Origin of the sequence: Desulfosporosinus sp. I2, assembly GCF_000960765.1 — a bacterium.
Lineage (GTDB): Bacteria > Bacillota > Desulfitobacteriia > Desulfitobacteriales > Desulfitobacteriaceae > Desulfosporosinus.
The window spans coordinates 1-419 of record NZ_JYNH01000328.1; the positions used below are offsets into that span (position 1 = coordinate 1).

Here is a 419-nt window from a genome sequence, read left to right on the forward strand (position 1 = left end):
TTATTAGTAAATACGATACCGTTGAAGAGAACTTGCAACAAGATCCAGCTATAAAAACATTTATTACAAGAAAAGAAGGCGAATTACAACAACGTCTAAAATCATATATTGATGAAATCAATTTTTATAATGTTGCGGCTATGCCAAATGATATTACGAAATTTGAAGTTGGGCACGGAATTAAAGAGTTAATGGATTTGTGGTGTGGTAAAAAAATCAGTACAATTTTATCATTTGTTAATGACGAAACAAATAACGTAGATTCTGAGTTTAATAAACTTTATAAAAAGATATTAGGTGATAGCGATGAATGATTTAAAGAACTGTTATATAATGGGGCTTCCTAATGCAGGGAAAACCACGTATTTAGCAGCACTGTGGTATTCCTTAAATAGTGCATTAAAGAAAAATAAAATAAA

General features: G+C 29.6%; 1 protein-coding gene. It reads left to right on the forward strand.

Features of this window, described 5'->3' with window-relative positions:
* Window positions 1-314, forward strand: a 314-nt coding sequence (locus UF75_RS29575; protein WP_045577390.1) for a hypothetical protein, incomplete at its 5' end; no start/stop codon positions are given.
* Window positions 315-419: the final 105 nt, after the last annotated feature.